This window comes from Corallococcus carmarthensis (assembly GCF_003611695.1).
In the GTDB taxonomy this organism is placed as follows: Bacteria; Myxococcota; Myxococcia; order Myxococcales; family Myxococcaceae; genus Corallococcus; species Corallococcus carmarthensis.
The window spans coordinates 13,218-36,171 of sequence record NZ_RAWE01000084.1 but is presented as its reverse complement, the minus strand read 5'-3'; the positions used below and the strand labels follow the sequence as shown (position 1 = coordinate 36,171).

The window sequence follows — 22,954 nt, the reverse complement described above, 5'->3', positions numbered from 1 at the left end:
GGGCAGCTCCGGAGCCCGCCTCGGCGCCCACCTCGGCGTAGCCCTCGCGCACCTTCTCCGCGACCTTCTTGTTGTACTCGCGCAGGGCGGCGTCTTCGTCCGGGAAGACCTTCTCCTTGCGCTGCCCCGCGGTGCCAATGCGGCCGTAGGTGACGATGAACGTGGCGCCCTGGACCTCGGGCATCCAGAACTTGGAGCTGTTGCCGTCGACGAACTCGAACCTGCGCATGAGGCGCAGGCTACTCCACCTGTGGGGGACTTTTCGCGCCCCTCAGCCCGCGTTCGTGCCCAGGGCGCGCAGGCCCTCGTCGCGCGACACGCCGCCGGTGTAGCCCAGCTCCAGCCTGGCCTTCTCGTCGCTGACCGTCACCTCCTGGCCCACGAGCAGCAGCTCCGTGCGCGACAGGGGCGGCGTGCCCTTGAGGCCCAGCAGGTCCCAGAGAAAGTCGCTGACCACGGCCACCGTCGCGGCGAGCCCCGTGGGCATGGACTTGTCGCCGGGATCCACGCCCTGCGTCTTCAGCAGCGCGGTGACGAAGGCGCGGAACTCCACGGGCGGGCCGTCGGTGAGGAAGTACACCTGGCCGCCCTGCCCCTTCTCCGCGGCCAGGAGCATGCCCTCCACGGCGTTGGCCACGTGGCAGGTGGAGGTCAGGTAGTGCCCGCCGCCAATCCAGCGGAAGCGCTTGGACTTCACCGCGGCGACCAGCGCGGGCAGCACGGTGGTGTCCCCCGGTCCCCAGACCATCCGGGGCCGCACGGCGACGGTGGTGAACTCCGGCGAGTTGACCTGGAGCACGCGCCGTTCGGCCTCGCCCTTGGTGGACGGGTACGGGCCCACGGGGCGCTGGGGCAGGGGGTGCGTTTCGTGGAGGTTCGCCATGGGGCCGCCGTCCACCAGCACGGCCTCCGTGCTCACGTGCACGAAGCGCTTCACGCCAGCCGCGCGCGCCGCCTCCAGCACGGCCTCCGTGCCGCGCACGTTGGTCTCATAGAAGGCCGCGCGGGGGCCGGACATCTTCACGTACGCGGCGGCGTGGAAGACGGTGTCGCAGCCCTCCATGCCCAGGCGCAGGCGCTCCGGGTCGGTGAGGTCGCCTTCCCATGGCTCGCCACCCGCGGCCTGGACGGCCTGCATGGCCTCCGGCGAGCGGGCCAGCGCGCGCGCCGGTTCCCCGCGCTTCGCGAGCGCCGCGAGCAGGTGCTTCCCGACGAACCCCGAGCCACCGGTGACGAACGCGCGCACGTGTGAAGCCTCCTCTGACCGAGGACGCCGCTCCTACCACTCCCGGCGGGGCGCCGGGTAGTCCGCGCCCGCGCGTCAGAACATGTCGCGCAGCGAGGGGGCGGGACCCGCGAACAGGGCGCTGGCGGCGTCGAGCGAGGTTTCGTCCGCGCTCAGCATGCCGGCGAGTTGGAGCGCGCGGGGCGTGAGGAAGCCGGTGTAGAGCGGCGCCAGGGCTCGTACGTGCAGCCGCATCCGTCCCTCGCCGCCGGGCCGGACGCGGGCGGTGCCGCCCTCCACCTCCAGCACGAAGCGCCCCTGGTTCTCCGGGAAGAGGTCGTCCTCCACGTCCAGGTGGAGCGCGCCGGACAGGCCGGGGGCGAAGCCGCGCGCCTCCAGGGCCCGGGGGACGTCCAAGAGGCGCGTCATCCAGTGCATGGAGAGCTTCACCTGGTACGTCTGTTCCCGCAGCAGCGCGAGGAGCGGTTCGTCCGCGCCGCCAAACCACATCACGTCCTGCGCCAGCGAGCGGTGGTCGCCCAGGAAGCGCAAGAGCCGGCGCGCCGCGGCGGGCGTGGTGGCGGTGAAGTCCGTGAGCTTCAGGACCTGCTTGGGCACGGCGCCCTGGGGCGAGAGGCCCCGGACGAGGTACACGTAGCCTTCGATGCCGGAGGTGCCCTCCACGACGTAGCCGTAGGCGGTGTCGTTGCGCGGCGTGCGCACGCGCCGCCAGATGTATTCGCCCCGGTCCAGCCAGCCATGGTGCTGGGCGGCGAAGCGCCGGTAGCACGCCTCCACCGCCGCGTCGTCGGACGGGCGCATGGGGCGCAGGGACAGCGAGCGTTCGCCCAGCTCCAGCGAGGCCGCGTCGACGTGGATTTCGTAGCGTGCGCCGGAGACCTCGTAGCCCACGCGCCGGTAGAGCGGCTGGGTCGCGGGGTAGAGGACGGAGAGGGGGGTGCCCTCGTCGCGGATCTCGCGCAGGAAGCGGTGGAAGAGGCGCGTGGCGGCGCCCGCGCCCCGGTGGGCCGGAGCGACCCCCACGCCGCCCACGCCGATGAGCGGGACGGAGCGGCCGCCCAGGAACTGTCCCATGCGGATGAGGGTGAGGGTCGCGGCCACTTCGCGATTCACGCGCAGGATGCGCAGCGAGGACTCCGCGAAGTTCTTTCGCACCACCATTTCGGAGTCCGCGAGCGGCATGGCGAACGCCTGCGTGGTGATGTCCGCGATGGCGGCCAGCTCCTGATCATCCCTCGGAGGTCCGTAGTCTTCCGTCTCCATCCCGCATCCCCTTGCTGGCGTCAGGCGGCGCAGCATGGCGCAGCGGATGGAGGGCGGGAAGGCCGGACGGATCCGCTGTCACTTCGTGGGCTTCGGCGCTGGCGGCAGGCGCCCGGACTTGCGCAGGGCCTTCACCAGCCGCTCCGGTGGCAGGCCATGGACGCGGACGCCCTGGAACCCGTTCATCGTGTCGGAGGCGAGCATCGAGTTCAGGATGGCCTCCTGGGTGGCCTGTACAGTGGATTCGAACAGGGGGGTCATCCGCTCGTTGTCGAGCATGGAGACCGGGGTGACCTCCGTGGAGCCCACGGGCTGCGTGGAGAACGCGAGGAAGATGTCGCCGGAGGCGTTCTCCCCCAGGCTGCCCATCTTCCCGAGCGCGAGCGGCACGCGCCGGGCCACGCGGTCGAGCTGGTGCGGCAGGAGCGGCGCGTCGGTGGCCACCACGACGATGATGGAGCCCAGACCTTCCGGAGGCGGAGGACCGGAGCTGGAGCGCCGCGAGCATTGCGGCAGGTGGGCGCGGTAGGGCCCTTTCGGGGGGATGTCTCCGGAGTAGCAGGAGCGCAGGTCGGGGATCTCCTCGCCCACGGGAGCACCCGCGACGGAGAAGAGGCGGCGGCTGCCATAGTTGCACTGCACGAGCACGCCAACGGTGTAGCCGCCCTGCTCCGCCGGGAGCTTGCGGGAGGACGTGCCGATGCCGCCCTTGAAGCCATGACAGACCATGCCCGTGCCTCCACCCACGGAGCCTTCCGCGACGGGGCCGGGGCGCGCGGCGTCGAGCGCCTGCATCGCGTGCAGGGGCCGGACGTGGAAACCGTCGATGTCGTGCAGGAAGCCATCCCAGGTCTCCGCGACCACGGGCAGGCCCAGTTCCCAGGTGAGGTCGCGTTTCTGGGCCCAGGCGATGACGCCCTCGTGCACGGCGCCCACGGCGTGGGTGTCGCTGATCATCACGGGGCCGGAGAGCAGACCGGACTCCTTCACCCAGTGAACGCCGGTCATCTCACCGCTGCCATTGAGGTCAAAGGTCGCCGCGAAGACGGGCTGGGCCACGGCGTCCCGGCCCCGGGGCAGCACGGCGGTGACGCCGGTCCGGACCTGCGCACCGGAGTTCAGCGTGGTGTGGCCCACTTCGACGCCCGTCACGTCTGTGATGGCATTGAGCGCACCGGGCTGGCCGTCGAAGGGGATGCCCAGGTCACTGGACCGCGGACGGGCGGTGCTTGTGATGGGCAGGAGGCAGAGCAGGCCCAGGAGGACAGAGGGACGAAGTTCCATGGGTCCGGGTTCTACTCAGACTTCGACGAACTGTCCGCCCACGATGCCGGTCTGTTCCAGGGCGTCCTTGAGGTCTCCATCGACGATGAGCGCGGAGCGAAGTCCCCACGGGCGGAACACGCGCTCGTCAGCAACCTTCGTTTTGTCGATACGCAGCCCGGCGACGTACTTGTATCCCCCGACCTTCTCGGGCTGCCCGTCCTCAGGAGTCCACAGCTTGAACTCTTCACTCGCGGCCTCATCAACGCATCGGACCGTGCGCGCCGCGACCAGGAGGAAATAGGGCTCGACCTGTCCTTCGACCTGCACGGGAAAGAGCTGCACGTCGTTGGGGGCCAGCGTGCGAAAAACTTCTGCGGCCCGAGTACTGAGAACGGGCGTGACCCCTACGCCAGCGGAGGTGAAGTCCAGGGGCTTTCCAGGACGGGAGAGAGGAATACGCAACAGCCCTGGGGAGGGAATGGGCGTCCCGCGCGTGAACTCCCAGGGGTTATCCAGTGGCTGGCCCTCGAGGTGAGTCGGTGTCTTGAAGTACCACCGCCCTGGCACATACACGTCGATGCTCAGGTCGAAGAACCGCCGTTTCATCGCATCAGGCATCGGGATTCCGGGTGATGAGTTTGCGCAAGTGGGTGCCTGCGGTTGTCAGGTCTTTTGCGATGGCCGCCAGGACGTTCACCAGCGCAACCCGGCACTGCGCGACGCCTCGACATTCCGCCATCGCCAGGGTGAGTCGATTGAACACTTCTTGATGGTACTCCGCAGGATGGGGTCCTCGATGCCCGTTGATCCGCACCAGGTTCGCGTTGTCATTGAGGCTCATTCCCGCCTGCTCGAAGAACGGTTCGAAGATGGGCGTCCAGGGTCCACCAGACAGCTCCGACACCTCGTTCTTGTCCGTGCAGATGTGATGGACATCCCCCTCGGGGTCGCCCTGAATTCCCCCCCCCAGGTCCCATGGCAACGGCCGCCACGGCGGTTGGCGCCAACGTGACGTTGAGCACTCCTGCCGATGACACGGAGATGGAACGCACCTCACCGGCCAGCGCCCGCGACAACTGGAACCCAGCTCCGGCCTCCGCACTCAACGCCGCCTGAGGGAAGCCCGGCATCCGAGGCCCCTGCGCGGCCATCGCGTTCCTGCCACCGAGCGCCGTCATCGCGACGATGACCAGCACCCGGGCTCCATTGTTCCCGAGCATCCGTCCGAAGCGATGCCCCGCTTCCTTCAGCGCGGCGACGTCCCGGGCGTCCCGTGACTCATCCATGAGGCGCAAGAAGCCCTGCCCCATGTTCCACACGGGCCCGGTGCCCAGATACGCGATGAGCGAGGCCGTCAGCACCACCGCGACCAGCTTGGTGATGGGCTCCGGTGCGACCAGCATCACCATCGCGGTGCCAAGCATCGTCGTGACCATCGCCCGCAGCGCGGCAGGATCCATCAACTCCTCCACCGCGTCCGCCACCCCTTCCCAGACCGTATCGAGCGCGAACGAGAGCGCCATCCTCCGCCGCTCCATCAGGTCCAGGGGAAAGTCATCGCTCAAGCGGAGCACCTGCCGGCCTTGAGCGCCCGCGACGATGCCTCCCGCCGACGCGAGCAGGGAGCGCCGACCGTCCTCCCGGAACGCAACGTCCAGCTTCAGCTCGAGCACGAGCTGCGCGACGGCGTTCTTGAACACCTCCTCGTCGATCCGGACCGGCTTCGTTTCCACCGGCGTATAGGCGATGGGCCTGCCCCGCCCCGTGTCGAGGTTCACCACGCGCGTCGTCGCGCAGCCCGCCGTCAGCCACAGCAGCATGGCCATTGCCCAGAGCTTCATGCGCCCTCCCAGGCGTCACGGTTCAGACGAGACCAGCCGCACCGGTTCCAGCGCTTCTCGAGTCCGTGCACCGCGAACCATCCCCAGGCTCCGTTCTAACCAAGCCCAGGAGCAAGGCGGGACGGAGTTTCATGGGTCCAGGTTCTATACTTCGACGAACCGGCCTCCCACGATGCCGGTCTGCTCCAGTGCGGCTTTGAGTTCTCCATCGACGATGATGGGCAGCAGATAGCCCCAGGGTCGGAAGACGACTGCGTTGCCCACCTTCGAGGTGTCGATGCGCAAGCCGGAGACGACGTGGTACTCGCCCACCTTGTCGGGACGCCCATCCTCGGGCGTCCAGAGCCGGGCCTCCTCACAGGCTGCATCGTCGATGCAGCGAATCACCCGCATCACGTTGAGCAGGTAGAACGGCTCGGCCTGCCCCTGGACTTCCACCGGGAAGAGTTGCGCGTCGTTCGGTGCCAGCTCGCGGAACACGGACGCGATCCGCCCATTGACGATAGGCGTCCCGGCCACCGTCGTCTTGTCGAAGTCCAGTGGCTTGCCATGCCGGGATAGCGGAACTCGCAGTGGCCCGGGATCGGTGACGGGCCGCCCGACAACAAACGCCCAGATGTCCGGCACTGTTTTCCCATCCAGGTCGGTGGGCTCCCGCAGATACCAGCGTCCCGGCGCATCGATGTCGAAGTCGAGTTCGAAGAAGTGGCGCGGCATGGTGGCTCACCCCTGTGGGTTCTTCGTGATGAGCTTCCGCAGCTTGGTTCCTGCGGTCACGAGTTCTTTCGCGATCCTCGCCAGTTCGTCAACCAATGCGGCCCGGCACTGCCCAGCCTCCTGGCATCCCTGCATGACAAGCCGGATCCGGCGCAACACCTCTGCGTGGTATTCGCGGGGATGCGGTCCCCGATGCCCGTGGATACGCACCTGATTCGCGGCGTCGGAGAGTTTCATTCCAGCGTTCTGGAAGAGGTCCTCGAAGATGGGCGTCCAGGGTCCACCAGACAGCTCCGACACCTCGTTCTTGTCCGTGCAGATGTGATGGACATCCCCCTCGGGGTCGCCCTGAATTCCCCCCCCAGGTCCCATGGCAACGGCCGCCACGGCGGTTGGCGCCAACGTGACGTTGAGCACTCCTGCCGATGACACGGAGATGGAGCGCACCTCACCGGCCAGCGCCCGCGACAACTGGAACCCAGCTCCGGCCTCCGCACTCAACGCCGCCAGAGGGAAGCCCGGCATCCGAGGCCCCTGCGCGGCCATCGCGCTCCTACCGCCGAGCGCCGTCATCGCGACGATGACCAGCACCCGGGCTCCATTGTTCCCGAGCATCCGTCCGAAGCGATGCCCCGCTTCCTTCAGCGCGGCGACGTCCCGGGCGTCCCGTGACTCATCCATGAGGCGCAAGAAGCCCTGCCCCATGTTCCACACGGGCCCGGTGCCGAGATACGCGATGAGCGAGGCCGTCAGCACCACCGCGACCAGCTTGGTGATGGGCTCCGGTGCGACCAGCATCACCATCGCGGTGCCAAGCATCGTCGTGACCATCGCCCGCAGCGCGGCAGGGTCCATCAACTCCTCCACCGCGTCCGCCACCCCTTCCCAGACCGTATCGAGCGCGAAGGAGAGCGCCATCCTCCGCCGCTCCATCGGGTCCAGGGTGAAGTCATCGCTCAAGCGGAGCATCTGCCGGCCTTGAGCGCCCGCGACGATGCCTCCCGCCGATGCGAGCAGGGAGCGCCGACCGTCCTCCCGGAACGCAACGTCCAGCTTCAGCTCGAGCACGAGCTGCGCGACGGCGTTCTTGAACGCCTCCTCGTCGATCCGGACCGGCTTCGTTTCCACCGGCGTATAGGCGATGGACCTGCCCCGCCCCGTGTCGAGGTTCACCACGCGCGTCGTCGCGCAGCCCGCTGTCAGGCACAGCAGCACTGCCATTGCCCAGAGCTTCATGTGCCCTCCACTCCTCACGGATCCGACGACACCACCCGCTCCGGCTCCAGCACTTCCCGCGTCCGCGCCCCGCGCTCGATGTAGCCCGCGCCGCCGCGCAGCTCCCGTCCGTCCTCCAGCACGGCGATGAGGCTGTAGGACGACTCACCCCTGACGGGATAGGTCAGGGCCACCGTGTCCCCCTTGCCCATGGGACGGTAGATGACCTGACCGTGGTCGTGCTCGATGCGCACCTCGCGCACGTCCTGGCCGGTGCGGTTCTCCACGCGCACTTCAATCCACGCGCGCGAGGGCCCCGTGTCGTGCAGCCACAGCGCGACCCCGGCGATGAGCGTCAGGACCGAACCCAGCACCATTCCGCCCAGCACCCACAGACTCCGCATGGCACTCCTCCTCGGCGATTGCATTGCAGGCAACCAGCGCCACCGTTCTACCAGCCGTGCCCATCCACGCGGTGCTAAGCCCCGCCGTCAGGAGGAAGCACGCCATGCGGAAACTGACCTATTACATCGCCAGCTCGCTCGATGGCTTCATCGCCTCGCCCACCGGGGCGTTCGACTTCTTCGCCATGGAGCCGGACTACCTGGACGCCATCGCCGCCGAGTACCCAGAGACGCTCCCCGCCGGCTACCGCGCGCACAAGGGCATCACCGGCCCGGGGAAGCACTTCGACACGGTGCTGGAGGGCCGCCACACCTATCAAGTCGGCCTGGACGCGGGCGTCACCAACGCGTACCCGCACCTGGAGCACTACGTCTTCTCCCGCTCCATCACCCAGAGCCCCGACCCCCGCGTCACCTTCTCCAGCACGCCGCTCGCCACCGTGCGCGAGCTGAAGGCCCGAGACGGCCTGGGCATCTGGCTGTGCGGCGGCGGAAAGCTCGCGGCCGAGCTCCTTCCTGAAATCGACGCGTACATCATCAAGCTCAACCCCGTCATCGCGGGCAATGGCCTCCGCCTCGTCGACGCGGGCTTCGCGCCCCACCGCCTGCGGCTCACCGGCACGCGCACGGTCGACAGCGGGGTCATCTTCCTGAGCTACGTCCGCCACGACTCTTGAGCGCCGCCGCCAGGCGACATTCCCATTGGACCTGGGATCCATGGGGAGCCCCTGAAGCCCGGGCTGCCTCCACGCAGGGTGTGAGCTTCCGCTCTGCTCGGAAGCCCGGTCCCCGACAGGGTTGGCTGGTGGATGGATTCGATGCGTCGTTCCTCCCCGAGCCACCCGCGCGGTGCATTACGATTGGCGCATGAGGAGTCCCCTGGACGACAGTCAGCCACCCGCCTCCGCCAGCGGTGACGACATCGACTACGCGAATCCCCAATCCGTTCGAGACATGAGCGCGCAGCTGCGCCTGTTCATCGACAGCGTGAAGGACTACGCCATCCTGACGCTGGATCCGGCCGGCCACATCATGAGCTGGAACGCCGGCGCCGAACGCATCAAGGGCTACCAGGCCGAGGAGATCCTCGGCCAGCACTTCAGCCGCTTCTACCCGCCCGAGGACGTCGCCCGCGGCAAGCCCCAGCTGGAGCTGGACATCGTCAACCACGAGGGCCGCTTCGAAGAGGAAGGCTGGCGCGTGCGCAAGGACGGCACCCTCTTCTGGGCCAGCGTCGTCATCACCGCGATGCGCGACGCGCAGGGCCAGCTCGTGGGCTACGGCAAGGTGACGCGCGACTTCACCGAGCGCAAGCTCGCCCAGGAGCGCCTGCGGCAGAGCGAAGAGCGCTTCCGCTTCCTCATCGAGAACATCCAGGACTACGCCATCTACATGCTGGACGCGACGGGCCACGTCTCCACCTGGAACGCGGGCGCCGAGCGCTTCAAGCAGTACAAGGCCGAGGAGATCATCGGCCAGCACTTCAGCCGCTTCTACCCTCCGGAGGACGTGGCGCGCGGCAAGCCCCGGTTCGCCCTCCAGGCGGCCGCCCGCGAAGGGCACTTCGAGGAAGAGGCGTGGCGTGTCCGCAAGGACGGCAGCCTCTTCTGGGCCAGCGTCGTCATCACCGCGCTGCACGACTCGGCGGGCAAGCTCCTGGGCTTCGCCAAGGTGACGCGCGACATCACCCAGCGCAAGCACACCCAGGAGCGGCGCGAGCTGGAGCTGCTGCGCGACGCCGTGCGGGCCCGCGATGAGTTCCTCTCCGTCGCCTCGCACGAGCTGAAGACGCCGCTCACCCCGCTGCAACTGAAGCTCACGGCCCTCTTGCGCGTCGTGGAGAACAACCCTTCCGCCACCCTGCCCGTGGAGCGCATCGCCCGCGACCTGGAGGTGGCCCGCCGGCAGGTGCGCAAGCTGTCGGACCTCATCGAGGACCTGCTGGACGTCTCACGCATCAGCATGGGCCAGCTGCGGCTGGACCGCGCGCCCATGGACCTGGCCGCGCTCGCGCGGGAGGTGGTGGTCCGCTACGCGCCCCAGTCCGCGCAGGTCGGCTGCGCCGTCACGCTGGAGGCCGCCACCCCCATCGAGGGGAACTGGGACCGGGCCCGGTTGGACCAGGTGGTCACCAACCTGCTCACCAACGCGCTCAAGTACGGCGCGGGCAAACCCATCCACCTCCGCGTGCGGCTGGATTCGGGGCTGGCCGTGCTGAGCGTGAAGGACGAGGGCATCGGCATCCCGCACGAGGACCAGCCGCGCGTCTTCGACCGCTTCGTGCGCGCGGTGTCCGAGCGCAACTACGGCGGCCTGGGGCTGGGCCTCTTCATCACCCAGCAGATCATCGAGGCCCACGGCGGCGTCGTCCAGGTGCGCAGCATCCCCGGCGAGGGCTCGACCTTCACCGTGATGGTGCCCCCGGGCTCGGACGCGGACGTCACCCTGAAGCCTGACGCTCCTCCCGAGCCGTGAGGATGTAGCGGTAGGGCACCACGCGCGTCAGTTCATGCAGCGTGGTGACGCCCGCCGCCACCTTCGCCAGCGCGTCCTCCACCAGCGTGCGGAAGCCCCGCGCCCGGGCGTGGCGGCGCAGCTGGACACCCGGCGCCCCGGTGGCGATGAGCAGTTGCAGCTCCGGGTCCACCACCAGCAGCTCGAAGAGGCCCACGCGCCCCTTGAAGCCGGTGTGGCGGCACGCCTCGCAGCCCTGCCCCGCCCGGGGCTGCACGCCGTCCAGCAGCGGCCCCAGCAGCGACACCTGATCCGCCGTCGGCGTGGTGGGCGCGGAGCACTCCGGGCAGATGCGACGCACCAGCCGCTGCGCCAGCACCGCGAGCAGCGCCTCCGCGATGTCGCCGTCCTCCAGCTTCAGCCCGCGCAGGCGGCTCACCGCGCCAATGGCATCCGCCGTGTGCAGCGTGCCCAGCACCACGTGCCCCGTGGACGCCGCCATCAACGCGGTGCTGCCCGTCTCCAGGTCGCGGATCTCCCCCACCAGCATCACGTTGGGGTCCTGACGGAGCAGCGCGCGCAAGAGCGCCAGGTGCGGCATCTGCGGCGACACCTGCTTCTGGTTCACCTTGGGGACCACGTATTCGATGGGGTCCTCCGCGGTGATGATCTTCTTGCGCCCGTCGTTGAGCCGGGCCAGCGCCGCGTACAGCGTCGTCGTCTTGCCGCTGCCGGTGGGCCCCGTCACCAGCACCAGCCCCTCCGGGTTGCCGAGCAGCCGCAGCACCGTGGCCTGCAGCTCCGGCGTCATCCCCAGCTTCTCCACCGGCACCAGCCCCACCGTGGCGTCGAGCAGGCGGATGACCACGTCCTCGCCCGCCGGCGAGGGCACCACGCTGACGCGGAAGTCCACGAACTTCCGCCCGGCCTCCCCTTCGTAGAGCGCCCGCAGGCGGCCGTCCTGGGGCCGCCGCTTCTCCGCGATGTCCAGGCCCGCCATCACCTTGATGCGGCTCACCACCTCCGGCAGCGAGTCCGGGGAGATGTCCGTGTACGTCTGGTGGAGGATGCCGTCGATGCGGTAGCGCAGGTCCACGTCGTCCGTGTAGCTCTCCAGGTGGATGTCGGACGCGTTCTGCGTCACCGCCACCGTGAGCACGTGGTTCACCAGCTCCACCGGCGTGGGGCGGTGGGACAGCGGCGTGCCCGCCTTCAGCACCACGTCCACCGAGGCGTGTTGCCCCGCGCCGAAGCCCACCTCCAGCGCGGAGTCGATTTCGTAGCGGTTGAGCCGCACGGGCCGCACGGGCCGGCGCAGGAAGTCCGCGATGCGGTAGCGCACGGACTCGTCCTCCGGGTCCAGCATCGCCACCGTCACGGGCTCCGTGTCGTTGCCAGCGTCCACCTTGCCCATCACCGCGACGCCCAGCCGCCGGCAGAAGGACTCGGGCAGCAGCCGCAGCGAGTCGCGGTCCAGCGTGAACTGGGGCAGTTCGGAGAACGGGGGCACGTCCGGGGGAGCCATGGCCTGCCGGCTTATCACGGCCCCCCTCGCGCCCGGCCAGGGCTGCTATCCTTGCCGCCATGTCGCGGCCCCCCGCGGATCCTCCCGCCATGCCGTCGCTGCTGGTGTTCGCCGTGGCGGTGCTGCTGTTCGGCTCGCCGCTGCGCAGGCTGTGGCTGGCGGAAGGCGCTCCCGCTTCGCTCCCCTTCCTCGTGTGGCTGGGCGTCATCGCCCTGGGCGGGTGGGTGGCGCACCGGAGCCTGCGCCCATGACGCTGGGGCCAGGCCCGCTCGTCATCGCCTCCGTGGCCTACCTGGGCGTGTTGTTCCTGGTGGCGTACGCGGCGGAGAAGGGCCGCATCTCCTCGCGCATCACCCAGCACCCGCTGACGTACGCGCTGGCCCTGGGCGTGTACGCCACGTCCTGGTCCTACTTCGGCAGCGTGGGCTACGCGGCCCGTCACGGCTTCCGCTACCTGGGCATCTACCTGGGCCTCACGCTCGCGTGCCTGCTCGCCCCCGTGCTGTGGCGGCCGCTCCTGCGGCTGACGCGCGAGCTGCAGCTCACCTCGCTCGCGGACCTGCTCGCCTTCCGCTACCCCGGCCAGGTGACGGGCACGGCGGTGACGTTGTTCGCGCTGGCCGGCAGCATGCCCTACCTGGCGCTCCAGATTCGCGCCGTCGTGGAGTCCGCGCGCCTCTTGAGCCCCTCGGCGGCCCCGGCGCTGGTGGGGCCGGGCTTCTGTGGCGTGCTCATCGTCTTCGCGCTCCTCTTCGGCGCCCGCCATCCCGCACCGCGCGAGCGGCATGAAGGGCTGATGCTGGCCATCGCCTTCGAGTCCGGCGTGAAGCTGCTGGCGCTGCTCATCGTCGCGGGCTGGTGCGTGGTGTCTGTCTTCGGCGGCGTGGGGGGGCTGAATGACTGGCTCACCCTGCACCCGGAGGCGGTGGAGGCCCTCCAGCGTCCCGCGCGCGACGCGTCGTGGGCCCCCCTGCTGGTGCTCTCCACCATCGCCGCCTTCCTCACGCCCCGGCAGTACCACGTGGCCTTCACCGAGGCGCCCGAGCGCGACGGGCTGGCCACCGTCGCGTGGGCCTACCCGCTGTTGATGCTGCTCATCAACGCGGCGGTGCCCGTGGTGCTGTGGTCCGGTGAGGCGCTGGGCCTGCCCTGGCCCGCGGACTTCCACGTCCTCTCCGTGCCCATCGCGAAGGGCGCGCCGCTGCTCGCGCTCATCGCCTTCCTGGGCGGCGTGTCCGCGGCGAGCGCGATGGTCATCGTCACCACGCTCGCGCTCGCGCCCATGTGCCTGACGCACCTGGTGCTGCCGCTGGGAACCACGCGCGGACGGGACGACCTCTACGGGTGGCTGCTGTGGGCCCGGCGCGTGCTCATCGCCGCCATCATCCTGGCGGGGTACGGCTTCTACCGGCTGCTGAACGCGCGGGCGACGGGGCTGGTGGACCTGGGGCTCGTGTCCTTCGTCGCCACCGCGCAGTTCGCGCCGGGCGTGCTGGGGCTCCTGATGTGGCCCAAGGCCACGCGAGCGGGGCTGCTGGCGGGGCTGGGCGCGGGCGCGGTGACGTGGGCCGTCACCCTGGTGGCCCCGCTGTGGGAACCGCCCTCGCTGGTGGCGTGGACCAACCAGATCTCCGCGAAGCTGGGCTTCGGCACGGAGGAGCCGTGGGGCTTCGCCACCTTCACCTCGCTGGCCCTCAACGCGCTGTGCTTCGTGGCGGTGTCGCTCGTCACGCGCCAGTCGGTGGAGGAGAAGGAAGCCGCGCGGGTGTGCGCGCGCGAGGCGCCGGGGCTCGCGGAGGGCAGCGTGGCGGCCAGCTCCCCGGAGGAGTTCCGCCGGCAGCTGGAGCCCGTGCTGGGCGCGCAGGTGGCCGCGGCGGAGGTGGACCGCGCGCGCGAGGCCCTGGAGCTGTCCCCCGATGAGCGCCGGCCCGCGGAGCTGCGCCGCCTGCGCGACGGCGTGGAGCGCAACCTGTCCGGCCTCATCGGCCCGGTGCTGGCGCGGCTCGCGGTGGGGGAAGCGCTGCGGCTGGACCCCGGCGCGCGCACGGCCCTGGCGGATCAACTGCGCTTCGTGGAGGAGCGGCTGCGCGACGCGCGCGACATGCGCGGCCCCCTGCGCGAGTTGGAGGTCGTGCGCCGCTACCTCTACCGCATCCTGGAGGACCTGCCGCTGGGCGTCTGCGCCATGGGGCCGGATGGCGAGGTCGTCATCTGGAACGCCGCGCTGGAGGCGCTGTCGGGCGTGCCCATGGACTCGGCGCGGGGCCAGCCGCTCGCGCGCCTGCCGGAGCCCTGGGGTCCCCTGTTCGCGGAGCTCGCGCGGGCGCCCGGCGGTGACGACGAGGTGCGCGTGACGGTGGGCACCAGGTCCCGGTTGCTGCGCCTGCACCGCTCGCGGCTCGCGCCGTCGGAGGGCGACAGCGGCGGGGAGACGGGCATCACGTTCCTGGTGGAGGACTGGACGGAGCGCAAGGCGGTGGACGCGCGGCTCGCGCACCAGGACCGGCTCGCGTCGCTGGGCCGGGTGGCCGCGGGCGTGGCGCATGAGATTGGCAACCCGCTCACCGCCATCGCCAGCATCAGCCAGAACCTCAAGTATGAGCTGGAGGATCCGGAGGCCGTGCGCGAGCGCGTGGGGCTCATCCTCCAGCAGTGCCGCCGCATCGACACCATCGTCCGGGCGCTCGTGGGCTTCGGCCACTCGGGCTCCGTGGGCGGTGAGTCCCGGCCCTTCACGCGCGTGGCGGTGGGTCCGCTGCTCGCGGAGGCCGCGCAGCTGGCCCGGCTGTCGCGCAAGGCGCGCGACGTGGCGTGCACGCACCAGAGCCCGGACGGGCTGGACGTGCGCGGCGACGCGCAGCGGCTGGAGCAGGTGCTGGTGAACCTCTTGACCAACGCCATCGACGCGTCGCCCGCGGGCTCGCGCGTGGAGCTGTTGGCGGAAGCCTCTGGAGACCAGGTGCGCATCCAGGTGGAGGACCGGGGGCACGGCATCGCCCCGGAGTTGTCGCAACGCATCTTCGAGCCGTTCTTCACCACCAAGCAGCCCGGCGAAGGCACCGGCCTGGGCCTCACGCTGGTGGAGGGCATCGTGCGCGAGCACGGCGGCACGCTGCGCATCGAAGGCCGCCAGGACGGCGGCACCCGCGTGACGCTCAGCCTGCCCCGCGCTGACGCGCTGAAGCTGGAGGCCTCCGCTTGAGCCGCATCCTGGTCATCGAGGACGAACCCATCATCCGCACGGAGCTGCGGAGGCTGCTCACCCGCGCGGGCCACGACGTGGCGGAAGCCGGCGCCGTGCCGGAGGCCGCGGCCGAGCACGCGCTGGATGCCTTCGACCTGGTCATCTCCGATTTGCGCCTGCCCGGGCCGCCGGGCACGGACATCATCGCCCTGTGTCCGGGCGTGCCGGTGCTCATCATGACCAGCTTCGCCACGGTGAAGTCCGCCGTGGACGCGATGAAGCTGGGCGCGGTGGACTACATCGCGAAGCCCTTCGACCACGACGAGCTGCTGCTCCAGGTGGAGCGCGTGCTGCGCGAGGGCCGCCTCACCCGCCAGAACGCCGCCCTCAAGCGAGAGGTGGAGCAGACCTGGTCCCCCGGCGGCATGGTGGGCACCTCCCCCGCGATGCGCGACGTGTTCGAGCGCGTGCGCAAGGTGGCCCCGTCCGCCGCCACCGTGCTGGTGCTGGGCGAGTCCGGCACTGGCAAGGAGCTGGTGGCCCGCGCCGTCCACGCGCAGAGCCCGCGCGCGGAAGGCCCCCTGGTCGCCGTCAACTGCGCCGCCATCCCCGAAGGCCTGCTGGAGAGCGAGCTGTTCGGCCATGAGAAGGGCGCCTTCACCGGCGCGCAGGCCGCGCACGCGGGGCTCGTGGAGGCGGCGCACGGCGGCACGCTCTTCCTGGATGAGATTGGAGAGCTGCCCGCGCCCGCGCAGGCGCGCCTGTTGCGCATGCTCCAGGACGGCGAGGTGCGGCGGGTGGGCGCCACGCGCTCGCGCAAGGTGGACGTGCGCATCCTCGCGGCCACGCACCGCGACCTGCCCCGCCGCGTGCAGGAAGGGCTGTTCCGCCAGGACCTCTACTTCCGCCTGCGCGTCGTCGAAATCCGCCTGCCCCCCCTGCGCGAGCGCGGCGAGGACGTGTCCGCGCTGGCCAGGCACCTGCTGGAGCGCTCGAGCCGCAGGATGGGACGCCCGCCCGCTTCGCTGTCCCCGGACGCGCTCGCCGCCATCGCCCAGCACCCGTGGCCGGGCAACGTGCGCGAGCTGGAGAACGCCATCGAGCGAGCCGTCATCCTCGCGGACGGGCCGCTCATCACCGCCGACCTGCTGGCGCTGGAGCCGCCGGGCGGGCCCGCCGTGGACAGCATCCCGCCCGTGCTGGAGGAGGCGGACTTCCCGCTGGTCCCCGCCAGCGAGGACCCTCGCTCGCCGGACTCCATGGAGGAGTACTTCCGCCGCTTCGTGCTGGAGCACCAGGAGCGCATGGGCGAGACGGAACTGGCGCGCCGGCTGGGCATCAGCCGCAAGACGCTCTGGGAGAAGCGCCAGCGGCTGGGCATCCCCCGCACCCGCGCCTGACGCGTCACCCCAATGTTACGACGCACTGCAAGAATCGTTACGGGGGGTAACGCCCTGTCACCTTCCGCCACATCCTGACGCGGCGAGCCAACCCCCAAGGTCCTGAAACCCGTAGAGGACCCGGGTGGAACGGACGTTGCTCAGGGGATGGGGACCCATGCGCCCCGTCCTTCATCCCCTGTCACGGTTGTTGGTGCTCACGGCCCTGCTGACCGCGCTGCCGGCGGCGGCGGGCAAGATCCAGCTCGGCGAGGACGCGGTCCTCAACGTCGACGTGCTGCTGCATCCCCAGATGCAGCTCGTCAAGGACGGCGCGCCCACGGGCGGCGTGGGGACGGACTTCTTCCTGCGCCGCGTGCGGCTGCTCGTCTTCGGGTCCATCACGAAGAAGCTGTCGTTCTTCATCGACACGGACCAGCCGAACTTCGGCAAGAACGGCGACTACAGCCCCGCCTTCTACATCCAGGACGCGACGGTCGCGTACGAGTTCGCCGACAAGACGTGGGTGGAGGCGGGCTTCATCCTCGCGCCGCTGTCGCACCACGCGCTGCAGGGCGCCATCGCGCTCCAGACGGTGGACTACCACTCCGACCTCATCCGCTACCCGCTGGGCGTGGGCAAGGTGTGGCGCGACATGGGCGTCCAGGTGCGCGGCTTCGCGGGCCCGTGGACGTACCGCGCCGCCATCCTCAACGGCGTGGAGGGCGCGAAGCTGGAGAACGGGCAGGTGGTCAACCCGGACGACCTGCCGCGCGCCGTGGGCAGCGTGCGCTACAACGTCTGGGGCCACGAGTACGACCTGTTCCTCCGCGGCATCTACTTCACCGACCAGCCCCTGCTGTCGTTCGGCGTGGGCGGTGACTACCAGTACTCCGCCATCGCCACCGCCTCCGGCGTGCACGACGCGGTGGCCCTGGCGGCGGACGTGTTCCTGGACGTGCCCGTGGGCGACAACCAGGAGTTCGTCTTCCAGAGCAACGTCTTCTCCTGGCAGCAGGGCTACGACAACGTGCGCAGCGGCACCGGCTTCTTCGTGGAGCTGGGCTACCGCATCGGCATCATCGAGCCCGTCCTCTCCGGCGAGTACTTCAACGGACGCGTGGCCGCGCAGGACCTGCTCACGTTCCGCCCCGGCTTCAACGTCTGGTTCCAGAAGCACACCTTCAACCTGAAGACGGAGGTGGCCGTGTCACGCGCCGGGGACATCGCCCACGCGACCACGGGCATCACCGGCACCGCCCAGCTCCAGCTCTTCTACTGAGGACCCCTCCCATGACCATCGAACCGGATTCGCTCGTCCCGCCCAAGGAAGCCTTCCGCCGCACCGCGCACGTGCGGAGCCTGGAGGAGTACCAGCGCCTCTACCGCCAGAGCCTGGACGCTCCGGACGCCTTCTGGGGCGAACAGGCCCGGCAGCTCACCTGGTTCCACCCGCCGGAGTCCATCCGTGAGGTGAACGAACAGGCCGCCGACTTCGCCTGGTTCGTGGGCGGCAAGCTCAACGTCACCGTCAACTGCGTGGACCGCCACGCGAAGGCGCACCCGGACAAGGCCGCCATCCTCTGGGCGAAGAACACGCCCGGCGAGTACGAGACCATCACCTTCCGCGACCTCGCGCACCACGTGGGCCGCCTGGCCAACGTGCTCAAGGCGCACGGCGTGCGGAAGGGCGACCGCGTCATCGTCTACCTGCCCATGATTCCGGAGCTCGTGTACACGCTGCTGGCGTGCGCGCGCATCGGCGCGGTGCACTCGGTGGTGTTCGCCGGCTTCTCCGCGGACTCGCTGCGCGAGCGCGTGCTGGACTCCGGCGCGAAGCTCGTCATCACCGCCAATGAAGGCCCGCGCGGCCCCAAGAGCGTGGCCACCAAGGCCATCACCGACGAGGCCCTGGAGGGCCTGTCCCAGGTGACATCCGTGCTGGTCGCGCGCCGCACGCCCAAGGACGTGCCCATGCGCGAGGGGCGCGACCACTGGCTGGACGTGGAGGTGCAGAAGCACCGCGGCGTCTGTCCCGCGGAGTAGATGGACTCGGAGGATCCGCTCTTCATCCTCTACACCTCCGGCTCCACCGGGAAGCCCAAGGGCGTGCTGCACACGACGGGCGGCTACCTCGTCTACGCCAACACGACCTTCCGCTACATCTTCGACACGCAGCCGGACGACGTGCACTTCTGCACCGCGGACGTGGGCTGGGTGACGGGCCATTCGTACCTCGTGTACGGCCCGCTCTCCACCGGCACCACCACGGTCCTCTTCGAGTCCACCCCGACGTGGCCGGACGCGAGCCGCCTCTGGCAGGTGGTGGACGACCTGAAGGCCACCACGCTCTACACGGCGCCCACCGCGCTGCGCTCGCTCATCAAGGAGGGCGACGGCTTCGTCACGAAGTCGTCCCGCAAGTCGCTGCGCCTGTTGGGCAGCGTGGGCGAGCCCATCAACCCGGAGGTCTGGCGCTGGTTCCACGACGTGGTGGGCGAAGGCCGCTGCCCCGTGGTGGACACCTGGTGGCAGACGGAGACGGGCGGCATCCTCATCGCGCCGCTGCCGGGCGCGACGCCCTGCAAGCCCGGCAGCGCCACCCTGCCCTTCTTCGGCGTGGAGCCGGTGCTGGTGGATGAAGAGGGCAAGAAGCTGGAAGGCAACGGCGTCAGCGGCAACCTGTGCCTCGCGCGCTCGTGGCCGGGCCAGGCGCGCACGCTGTACGGCCACCACTCGCGCTTCGTGGAGACGTACTACGCGCGCTTCCTGCCGCTGTACTTCACCGGCGACGGCTGCCGCCGCGACGAGGACGGGTACTACTGGATCACCGGCCGCGTGGACGACGTGCTCAACGTGTCCGGCCACCGCCTGGGCACCGCGGAGGTGGAGAGCGCGCTGGTGGCCCATGAGGCCGTCGCGGAGGCCGCGGTGGTGGGCTACCCGCACGACCTGAAGGGCACGGGTGTGTGCGCCTTCGTCACGGTGAAGCCGGACTTCCTGCGCACCCCGGACGAGAAGATGGTGGGCAGCTTGCGCGAACAGGTGCGCCACGTGATTGGCCCCATCGCCACGCCGGACCGGGTGGTGCTGGTGTCGGGCCTGCCCAAGACGCGCTCGGGAAAAATCCTGCGCCGCATGCTCCGGAAGATCGCCGGCGGCGAGACGGAGAACCTGGGTGACGCGAGCACGCTCGCGGACCCCACCGTGCTGGATGAGCTGTTGACCAAGGGGCTGCCGCCGGCCCCGCGCCACTGAAGCGTTCCTTTCGCCGCATCCCCTCCCCTCTCACCGGAGCGCACCGATGTATGGCAATTCGAAGGACGACCTGCTGAAGGCGCTCGCCGCGAGGCGCTGGCGCGTGGCGGGCGCGCTGACGGTGGCGATGCTCGTCGCCTACCTGGGCTTCATCCTGCTCGTGGCATTCAACCGGCCGCTGATGGGGCACCAGTTCATGCCCGGGCTGTCCGTCGGCATCGTGCTGGGGGCGCTCACCATCCTCCTCGCCTGGGTGCTCACGGGTGTCTACATGCTGTGGGCGAACCGCAAGTACGACCGCGCGCTCGATGACCTGCGCCGCTGAAAAAGGCCACCCATGAATCCCTCGACCGCGGGCACGCAGCTTGGCCAGCCCAACACCACGGCCATCTTCTTCTTCCTCCTCTTCGTCGGCATCACGCTGGCCATCACCTGGTGGGCGGCGCGCAAGACGAAGACCACCTCTGAATTCTTCGCCGCGGGTGGCGGCATCAGCGCGGCGCAGAACGGCTTCGCGCTGGCCGGTGACTTCATGAGCGCCGCCAGCTTCCTGGGCATCGCGGGGCTCGTCGCCACGTCCGGCTTCGACGGGCTCATCTACTCCGTGGGCTGGCTGGTGGGCTGGCCGGTGGTGACCTTCCTCATCGCGGAGCCCCTGCGCAACCTGGGCAAGTACACCTTCGCGGACGTGGTGGCCTACCGGCTGAAGCAGACCCCGGTGCGTCTGTCCGCCGCGGTGGGTACGCTCACGGTCGTCGTCTTCTACCTGATTGCCCAGATGGTGGGCGCGGGCAACCTCATCCGCCTGCTGTTCGGCCTCTCCTACGAGACGGCCGTGGTCATCGTGGGCGCGGTGATGATCCTCTACGTGCTGTTCGGCGGGATGATCGCCACGACGTGGGTGCAGATCGTCAAGGCGGTGCTGCTGCTGGGCGGCGCGACGGCGCTGGCGGGCGCGGTGCTCTACAAGTTCGGCTTCAGCCCCACGGCCCTCTTCAGCGAGGCGGTGAACCGCTACGGCCCGGAGGCGCTGGCGCCGGGCAAGCTGGTGTCCAATCCGCTGGAGACCATCTCCCTGGGCGTGGCGCTGATGTTCGGCACGGCGGGCCTGCCGCACATCCTGATGCGCTTCTACACGGTGCCGGACGCGAAGGCGGCGCGCACCAGCGTCTTCTACGCCACGGGCCTCATCGGCTTCTTCTACCTGGTGACGTTCATCCTGGGCTTCGGCGCGTCCGTGCTGGTGGGCCGTCAGGCCATCGTGGGCGTGGACAAGGGCGGCAACATGGCCGCGCCCATGCTGGCGGAGGTCGTGGGCGGCACGGGCTTCCTGGGCTTCATCTCCGCGGTGTCCTTCGCCACCATCCTCGCGGTGGTCGCGGGCCTGACGCTGTCGGGCGCGGCGGCGCTGTCCCACGACCTGTGGTCCAGCGTGGTGCGCAAGGGGCACGCGCCGGAAGCGGAACAGCTCAAGGTGGCGCGCATCTCCAGCCTGCTCCTGGGCATCCTGGCCGTCATCCTGGGCGTCCTCTTCAAGAACCAGAACGTGGCCTTCATGGTGGGGCTGGCGTTCGCCATCGCGGCGAGCGCGAACTTCCCCGCGCTGCTCCTGTCCATGCTGTGGAAGAACTTCACCACCAAGGGCGCGGTGGCCAGCATGCTGACGGGGTCCATCAGCGCGGTGCTGCTCATCTTCCTGTCGCCCACGGTGCAGGTGGAGCTGCTGGGCAACGCGTCCGCCATCTTCCCGCTGAAGAACCCGGGGATCGTCACCATCCCGCTGTCCTTCATCGTCGGCTGGGTGGTGTCGCTGCTGGCGCCGGAGGCAGAGGCGTCGCGGCGGTTCGCGGAGGTGGAGCACCGCATGCACGTGGGCGCGGTGGTGAAGCCGCCCGTGACGGTGCCCACGGGTGTCGCGGGCACGGTGCCTCCGGGCATCCCGGAGGCGCCCCAAAAGGTTTGAAGCTGCTCGGCGGTCCTTCACGGTTTCATCCTCGGCGTGAAGGACAGGGCGGAACCCGGGAGTTTCCAAAGGGGCTCGGGTTCCGCCTTTCTTCTTGTCGTGACTCCTTCCCGCGCGTGAGCGGGAGCACGTCCCGCACCAGTTGGACGAGCACCTTTCCGGGCTCCTCCTCGTGCACCATGTGCGCGGAGTCCTCGAACCAGACGAGCTTCTTCGACGGGGCCTGGACGGTGGCGTACCAGGAGTCCAACAGCTGCGCGGACGCGGTGCGGTCATGCCGTCCGTGGAAGAAGACGACGGGCAGCGCGAAGCGGTTGGCCTGGGTGAGGCTCAGCTGGGTGATGGGACCCCAGAACGCCGCGAGGCTCAGGTCCAGGCCCTCGTCGCGCGCCTGCATGTCCTTGCCGGTGACGTCCGGGCTGTAGCGCCACACCTCCGCGCCGTGCCAGTCCGGCGCGCGCCAGCCCTGCGTTTCGTAGTGCATGAGCCAGCGGCGCTCCTTGCCCAGGTTGGCCAGCGTGCGCGCGGGGTCCTTCGGGTCCGGGAACGGGGCGATGGACTCCAGGTCCGCGATGGCCTTCTTGTTGCCGTCCGCGCGCGCGGCCTGGAGCGTGGCCGCGTAGCCCAGGGCCTCGTTCTTCGGCAGGTCCACCACCTGGGAGATGCCGACGTACGCGTCGAACCAGTCCGGGTGCCTCTGCGCGAGCTTCACGCCCAGCACCGTGCCCCAGCTGTGACCCACGAGCACGATGCGCTTCTTGCCGTACGTCTTGCGCAGGTACGCGGCGACCTCCTCCGCGTCCGCGACCATGCGGTCCACGGTCATCGTGGGGCGCACCTTGTCCGGAGGGTTGAGGGCGTACGTCTTGCCCGCGCCGCGCTGCTCCCAGTGGGCCACGGTGAAGTACTCCTCCCATTCGCCCTGGTAGAAGTACGCGGTGGGCAGCGCGGTGAAGCCCGGCCCGCCGTGCAGGAAGAGCAGCAGCGGGTTGTCCTTGTGGCGTCCCCGCACGGAGATCCACTGGTCGATGCCGCCAATGCGCACGGCCTCCGCCTTCTCGATGCCGTCCGTGAGCACGCTGCGGCGGGCCTCGCGCATGACCTCCTGGGGCGTGGGAGGTGCTTCTTCCGCGGCGGCCGGGAGGGCCGCCAGCGACAGGCCCAGACCCAGCAGGCGGAGGGAGGCGCGCTTCGGGATGTCTTTCAGGGTCCGCATGTCCCCTGAACGAACGGTGTCCG

General features: G+C 69.9%; 18 protein-coding genes and 2 pseudogenes. 9 read left to right on the top strand and 11 right to left on the bottom strand.

Annotated elements, in window-relative coordinates; translation table 11 throughout:
- The 9 genes and pseudogenes from D7X32_RS22235 to D7X32_RS22195 form a co-directional block, all read right to left on the bottom strand.
- The coding region (locus D7X32_RS22235; RefSeq protein WP_120604576.1) for a WGR domain-containing protein at window positions 1-229 on the bottom strand (229 nt) is incomplete at its 3' end.
- Between the two features lie 42 nt (window positions 230-271).
- Complete coding sequence (locus D7X32_RS22230) at window positions 272-1,246, bottom strand: NAD-dependent epimerase/dehydratase family protein (RefSeq protein ID WP_120604575.1); 975 nt, start codon at window positions 1,244-1,246, stop codon at window positions 272-274.
- A gap of 75 nt (window positions 1,247-1,321) precedes the next feature.
- Window positions 1,322-2,509 carry a GNAT family N-acetyltransferase gene (locus D7X32_RS22225; RefSeq protein ID WP_120604574.1) on the bottom strand — a complete coding sequence of 396 codons (1,188 nt, stop codon included), beginning with the start codon at window positions 2,507-2,509 and terminating at the stop codon, window positions 1,322-1,324.
- A gap of 78 nt (window positions 2,510-2,587) precedes the next feature.
- The gene (locus D7X32_RS22220) at window positions 2,588-3,793 is read right to left on the bottom strand and encodes a DmpA family aminopeptidase (protein WP_120604573.1); all 1,206 of its coding nucleotides are present in this window, start codon (window positions 3,791-3,793) and stop codon (window positions 2,588-2,590) included.
- A 15-nt stretch (window positions 3,794-3,808) separates the two neighbouring features.
- Window positions 3,809-4,393, bottom strand: coding sequence for an imm11 family protein (locus D7X32_RS22215; protein WP_306414612.1), 585 nt, complete (start codon window positions 4,391-4,393; stop codon window positions 3,809-3,811).
- Window positions 4,386-5,616 (bottom strand): annotated as a pseudogene (locus tag D7X32_RS22210) (AHH domain-containing protein). The gene D7X32_RS22215 and the pseudogene D7X32_RS22210 overlap by 8 nt, the downstream one beginning before the upstream one ends.
- Before the next feature lie 144 nt (window positions 5,617-5,760).
- Window positions 5,761-6,333: an imm11 family protein gene (locus tag D7X32_RS22205; protein WP_120604572.1), complete on the bottom strand. Its 573-nt coding sequence runs from the start codon at window positions 6,331-6,333 to the stop codon at window positions 5,761-5,763.
- 6 nt (window positions 6,334-6,339) lie between these two features.
- Complete coding sequence (locus tag D7X32_RS22200; protein ID WP_120604571.1) at window positions 6,340-7,569, bottom strand: AHH domain-containing protein; 1,230 nt, start codon at window positions 7,567-7,569, stop codon at window positions 6,340-6,342.
- A gap of 14 nt (window positions 7,570-7,583) precedes the next feature.
- On the bottom strand, window positions 7,584-7,952 hold the full coding sequence (locus D7X32_RS22195) for a hypothetical protein (protein ID WP_120604570.1): 369 nt from the start codon (window positions 7,950-7,952) through the stop codon (window positions 7,584-7,586).
- Between the two features lie 104 nt (window positions 7,953-8,056).
- Between D7X32_RS22195 and D7X32_RS22190 the strand changes: the two genes are divergently transcribed.
- Together D7X32_RS22190 and D7X32_RS22185 are read left to right on the top strand one after the other, a co-directional pair.
- A complete protein-coding gene (locus tag D7X32_RS22190) occupies window positions 8,057-8,629 on the top strand; it encodes a dihydrofolate reductase family protein (protein ID WP_120604569.1) in 573 nt (190 codons plus the stop codon).
- A 190-nt stretch (window positions 8,630-8,819) separates the two neighbouring features.
- A complete protein-coding gene (locus tag D7X32_RS22185; RefSeq protein WP_120604568.1) occupies window positions 8,820-10,427 on the top strand; it encodes a sensor histidine kinase in 1,608 nt (535 codons plus the stop codon).
- Here D7X32_RS22185 and D7X32_RS22180 read toward each other — a convergent pair.
- Entirely contained in the window at window positions 10,393-11,931 is a 1,539-nt protein-coding gene (locus D7X32_RS22180; RefSeq protein ID WP_120604567.1) for a GspE/PulE family protein, read from the bottom strand. The two genes, D7X32_RS22185 and D7X32_RS22180, sit on opposite strands and share 35 nt — an antisense overlap.
- 89 nt (window positions 11,932-12,020) lie before the next feature.
- Between D7X32_RS22180 and D7X32_RS22175 the strand changes: the two genes are divergently transcribed.
- The 7 genes and pseudogenes from D7X32_RS22175 (at window position 12,021) to D7X32_RS22145 (ending at window position 21,715) form a co-directional block, all read left to right on the top strand.
- Entirely contained in the window at window positions 12,021-12,182 is a 162-nt protein-coding gene (locus D7X32_RS22175; protein ID WP_171447193.1) for a hypothetical protein, read from the top strand.
- Complete coding sequence (locus D7X32_RS22170) at window positions 12,179-15,133, top strand: ATP-binding protein (protein ID WP_120604566.1); 2,955 nt, start codon at window positions 12,179-12,181, stop codon at window positions 15,131-15,133. Before D7X32_RS22175 ends, D7X32_RS22170 begins: the two co-directional genes overlap by 4 nt.
- On the top strand, window positions 15,130-16,515 hold the full coding sequence (locus D7X32_RS22165) for a sigma-54-dependent transcriptional regulator (RefSeq protein ID WP_120604565.1): 1,386 nt from the start codon (window positions 15,130-15,132) through the stop codon (window positions 16,513-16,515). Before D7X32_RS22170 ends, D7X32_RS22165 begins: the two co-directional genes overlap by 4 nt.
- Before the next feature lie 157 nt (window positions 16,516-16,672).
- The gene (locus D7X32_RS22160) at window positions 16,673-17,776 is read left to right on the top strand and encodes a porin (RefSeq protein ID WP_120604564.1); all 1,104 of its coding nucleotides are present in this window, start codon (window positions 16,673-16,675) and stop codon (window positions 17,774-17,776) included.
- An 11-nt stretch (window positions 17,777-17,787) separates the two neighbouring features.
- Window positions 17,788-19,752 (top strand): annotated as a pseudogene (acs, locus tag D7X32_RS22155) (acetate--CoA ligase).
- Between the two features lie 46 nt (window positions 19,753-19,798).
- The gene (locus D7X32_RS22150; protein ID WP_120604563.1) at window positions 19,799-20,077 is read left to right on the top strand and encodes a DUF485 domain-containing protein; all 279 of its coding nucleotides are present in this window, start codon (window positions 19,799-19,801) and stop codon (window positions 20,075-20,077) included.
- 12 nt (window positions 20,078-20,089) lie between these two features.
- Window positions 20,090-21,715: a sodium:solute symporter family transporter gene (locus D7X32_RS22145; RefSeq protein ID WP_120604562.1), complete on the top strand. Its 1,626-nt coding sequence runs from the start codon at window positions 20,090-20,092 to the stop codon at window positions 21,713-21,715.
- A 25-nt stretch (window positions 21,716-21,740) separates the two neighbouring features.
- On the opposite strand, the gene D7X32_RS22140 is transcribed toward D7X32_RS22145, so the two are convergent.
- Entirely contained in the window at window positions 21,741-22,931 is a 1,191-nt protein-coding gene (locus D7X32_RS22140) for an alpha/beta fold hydrolase (protein WP_158625734.1), read from the bottom strand.
- Window positions 22,932-22,954 lie beyond the last annotated feature (23 nt).

Excerpts from the sequence above, each read along its gene's own strand:
- D7X32_RS22225 (WP_120604574.1), bottom strand. The coding sequence starts at position 2,509 with ATGGAGACGGAAGACTACGGACCTCCGAGGGATGATCAGGAGCTGGCC.
- D7X32_RS22220 (WP_120604573.1), bottom strand. The coding sequence starts at position 3,793 with ATGGAACTTCGTCCCTCTGTCCTCCTGGGCCTGCTCTGCCTCCTGCCC.
- D7X32_RS22215 (WP_306414612.1), bottom strand. The coding sequence starts at position 4,393 with ATGCCTGATGCGATGAAACGGCGGTTCTTCGACCTGAGCATCGACGTG.
- D7X32_RS22205 (WP_120604572.1), bottom strand. The coding sequence starts at position 6,333 with ATGCCGCGCCACTTCTTCGAACTCGACTTCGACATCGATGCGCCGGGA.
- D7X32_RS22200 (WP_120604571.1), bottom strand. The coding sequence starts at position 7,569 with ATGAAGCTCTGGGCAATGGCAGTGCTGCTGTGCCTGACAGCGGGCTGC.
- D7X32_RS22195 (WP_120604570.1), bottom strand. The coding sequence starts at position 7,952 with ATGCGGAGTCTGTGGGTGCTGGGCGGAATGGTGCTGGGTTCGGTCCTG.
- D7X32_RS22190 (WP_120604569.1), top strand. The coding sequence starts at position 8,057 with ATGCGGAAACTGACCTATTACATCGCCAGCTCGCTCGATGGCTTCATC.
- D7X32_RS22185 (WP_120604568.1), top strand. The coding sequence starts at position 8,820 with ATGAGGAGTCCCCTGGACGACAGTCAGCCACCCGCCTCCGCCAGCGGT.
- D7X32_RS22180 (WP_120604567.1), bottom strand. The coding sequence starts at position 11,931 with ATGGCTCCCCCGGACGTGCCCCCGTTCTCCGAACTGCCCCAGTTCACG.
- D7X32_RS22175 (WP_171447193.1), top strand. The coding sequence starts at position 12,021 with ATGCCGTCGCTGCTGGTGTTCGCCGTGGCGGTGCTGCTGTTCGGCTCG.
- D7X32_RS22170 (WP_120604566.1), top strand. The coding sequence starts at position 12,179 with ATGACGCTGGGGCCAGGCCCGCTCGTCATCGCCTCCGTGGCCTACCTG.
- D7X32_RS22160 (WP_120604564.1), top strand. The coding sequence starts at position 16,673 with ATGCGCCCCGTCCTTCATCCCCTGTCACGGTTGTTGGTGCTCACGGCC.
- D7X32_RS22150 (WP_120604563.1), top strand. The coding sequence starts at position 19,799 with ATGTATGGCAATTCGAAGGACGACCTGCTGAAGGCGCTCGCCGCGAGG.
- D7X32_RS22145 (WP_120604562.1), top strand. The coding sequence starts at position 20,090 with ATGAATCCCTCGACCGCGGGCACGCAGCTTGGCCAGCCCAACACCACG.
- D7X32_RS22140 (WP_158625734.1), bottom strand. The coding sequence starts at position 22,931 with ATGCGGACCCTGAAAGACATCCCGAAGCGCGCCTCCCTCCGCCTGCTG.